Source organism: Streptomyces sp. NPDC005899, assembly GCF_040629645.1.
Classification (GTDB): domain Bacteria; phylum Actinomycetota; class Actinomycetes; order Streptomycetales; family Streptomycetaceae; genus Streptomyces.
Genome location: NZ_JBEXWB010000513.1, coordinates 1 through 3,239, shown reverse-complemented (window position 1 = coordinate 3,239; position 3,239 = coordinate 1). Strand labels below are relative to the sequence as shown.

Here is a 3,239-nt window from a genome sequence, read left to right as displayed (position 1 = left end):
TGGCGCGTGTGCTGGTGGGTCGGGGTGTGGGTCCTGAGTCGTTGGTGGGGTTGGCGTTGCCGCGGTCGGCGGATCTGGTGGTGGGTCTGCTGGGGATCTTGAAGTCGGGTGCGGGGTATCTGCCGATCGATCCGCGGTATCCGAGTCGGCGGTTGGATTTCGTGTTGTCGCAGGCGCGGCCGGAGTGGGTGCTGACGGATGTGGCGACGGCGGGGGTGGTGCCGGAGGGTGGGGTGCCGCGGTTGTTGTGGGAGGAGCTGGATCTGGAGCGTGGTGACGGTTCGGATCTGGTGGACGGGGAGCGGAGTGCTGCGTTGCGGCCGGAGAACGTGGCGTACGTGATGTACACATCCGGTTCCACCGGCACACCGAAGGGCGTGGCCATCAGCCACGCGAACCTCGTCAACGGGGTCTCCCGACTCGCCGAGGCGTTCGACATCCAGGCCGGCACGATGGTTCTCGGCGCCACGTCGATCAACTTCGACGTCTCCGTCTTCGAGATCTTCAGCTCGCTCACCCGTGGCGCGGGCGTGGAGATCGTCCGGGACGTGCTCGAACTCGCCGAGCGCGGATCCTGGAGCGGCGGAGCCCTCCAGGCGGTCCCCTCGGTCTTCGAGCGGGTGCTCGACCAGGTGGCGGGGAAGATGGACGTCGGCACCGTGGTCCTGGGCGGCGACGCCCTGTCCGCCTCACTGCTGGAGAAGGTGCGCACGGCGATACCCGGCGCGCGTCTGATGCAGGCGTACGGGCAGACGGAGGACTTCTACGCCACCACCTACGCCCTGCCGGACGGATGGACCGGGGCGGGGAACGTGCCCATCGGTACTCCTCTGGGGAACATGCGGGCGTATGTGCTGGGGCCGGGTATGCAGCCGGTTCCGGTGGGGGTGACGGGTGAGTTGTACGTGGGGGGTGCGATCGGCCGCGGGTATCTGGGCCGGCCGGGGCTGACGGCCGAGCGTTTCGTCGCCGATCCCTGGGGCCCGGCGGGCGAGCGCATGTACCGCACCGGCGACCTCGTCCGCTGGAACCCCGATCTCCAGCTGGAGTACATCGGCCGCATCGACTCGCAGATGAAGATCCGCGGGTTCCGCATCGAACCGGGCGAGGTCGAGGCCGTCCTGGCCGAACACCCGGGCGTGGAACAGTCCGTCCTCCTCGTCCGGGAGGTGCCCGCCTCGGGCGGCAAACAGCTCGTCGCCTACGTGGTACCGGTGCGGGCCGCGGCCCCCACCGGACCGGACGGCGCGGTGGACGTCGACATCAACGCGCAGATCGACCTGGCCGAGTTGAGGCGTTTCGTGGCGGAGCGGTTGCCGGAGTTCCTGGTGCCGTCGGCGTTCGTGCTGCTGGACCGGCTGCCCCTGGACCTCAACGGCAAGGTCGACCGCAAGGGGCTTCCCGAGCCGGAGTCGGTCGCGGGTGAGTACCGGGAGCCGCGGTCACCGCGTGAGGTGGTGCTGGCGGGTGTGTTCGCGGAGGTACTGGGTCTGGAGCGGGTGGGTCTGGACGACGACTTCTTCGCGGTGGGCGGGGACAGCATCCGGTCGATCCAGGTGGTGACGCGGGCGCGGGCGCGGGGTGTCGAGGTGAGTCCGCGTGATGTGTTCGACTGCCGAACGGTGGGGGAACTGGCTTTGCGCGCCCGGGAGTCGGGGGCCGCGGTGGTGCTCGCCGAACTGGAGGGCGGCGGTGAAGGAACCATGCCGCTGATGCCCGCCGGCCACTGGCTCATGGACATGCCGGGAGACACCCGCGCCTTTTCGATGACCTCCCTGGTGGATCTTCCGGTGGGGATTGATGGTGTGGGGTTGGAGGCGGTGTTGTCGGCTGTGGTGGATCGGCATGATCTGTTGCGGTCGAGGTTGGTGGGTGTGGGGGCTGGTCGGGTTCTGGAGGTCGGGCCGGTGGGTTCGGTTCGGGTGGGGGATCTGGTGCGGCGTGTGGTGTGTGATGGTGTGTGGGATTCGGTGGGGTGGCGGGATCTCGCGTCGGTCGAGTTGGATGCGGCGTTGGGTGGTCTGGATCCGGTCGGTGGGGTGATGGCGCGGTTTGTGTGGTTCGACGCGGGGGTGTCGGTGCCGGGCCGGTTGTTGCTGGTGTTGCATCACTTCGTGGTGGATGGTGTGTCGTGGCGGGTGTTGTTGCCGGATCTGGCGGCGGCGTGGTCGCGGGTGCGGGTGGGTGAGGTGGCGGTGTTGCCGGCGGTGGGGACGTCGGTGCGTCGGTGGTCGCATGCGTTGGTGGGTGAGGCGGGTTCTGTTTCGCGGGTGGGGGAGTTGGGTTTTTGGGAGGGGGTGTTGTCGGGTCCGGATGCGGTGTTGGGGCGTCGTCGGGTGGATCCGGTGGTGGATTCGATGGGGTCTGTGGAGAGTGTGCGGGTGGTGGTGGGTGCGGGGGTGACCGAGGCGTTGCTGTCGGGTGTGCCTGCTGCTTTTCGTGCGGGGGTGAATGACGGGTTGCTGGCGGGGCTCGCGGTGGCGGTGGCGCGGTGGCGTGGGTTGCGTGGGGTGGATCAGTCGGATGTGTTGGTGCGGTTGGAGGGGCATGGTCGTGAGGAGGGGGTGGTGGAGGGGGCTGATCTGTCGCGGACGGTGGGATGGTTCACGAGTATGTTCCCGGTGCGGTTGGATGTGTCGGGCTTCGATGCGGATGAGGTGTTCGCGTCGGGTGTGGCCGCGGGTGGTGTGGTGAAGGCGGTGAAGGAGCAGTTGTTGCGGGTTCCGGACCGGGGTCTGGGGTTCGGGTTGTTGCGGTATCTGAACGAGGGGACGGGGGGTGTGCTGGCGGGGTTGCCGGTGCCGCAGATCGGGTTCAATTATCTGGGGCGTTTTTCGGTGGCGGACATGCCGGAGGAGTTGCGTGGCCTGGGGTGGTCCCAGGTGATGGGTGTGGATGAGATCGAGTCGGAGTTCGATGCGGACATGCCGGCGTTGTCGGCGTTGGAGATCGGTGCGTTCGTGTCGGACGGGGTGGGGGGGCCGTGTCTGGAGGCGGTGTTCTCCTTCCCGTCGGGGGTGCTGGATCGGGGTGAGGTGGAGGAGCTCGCGGGGTTGTGGTCGCGGGCGTTGTTGGGTCTGGCGGGGTTCGTGGAGGGTGCGGGTGGTGGTCTGACGCCGTCGGACGTGCCGTTGGTGGAGGTTTCCCAGCGGGAGATCGAGGGGTGGGAGGCCCGGTATCCCGGGCTGCGGGACGTGTGGCCGCTGACCCCGCTCCAATCCGGACTCCTCTTCCACACC

The 3,239-nt window shown here is 68.4% G+C and carries 1 protein-coding gene; it reads left to right on the top strand.

Annotated elements, in window-relative coordinates; genetic code table 11:
- Positions 1 to 8: 8 nt before the first annotated feature.
- On the top strand, positions 9 to 3,239 hold a 3,231-nt coding region (locus ABZ371_RS30695; protein ID WP_358685796.1), incomplete at its 3' end, for an amino acid adenylation domain-containing protein.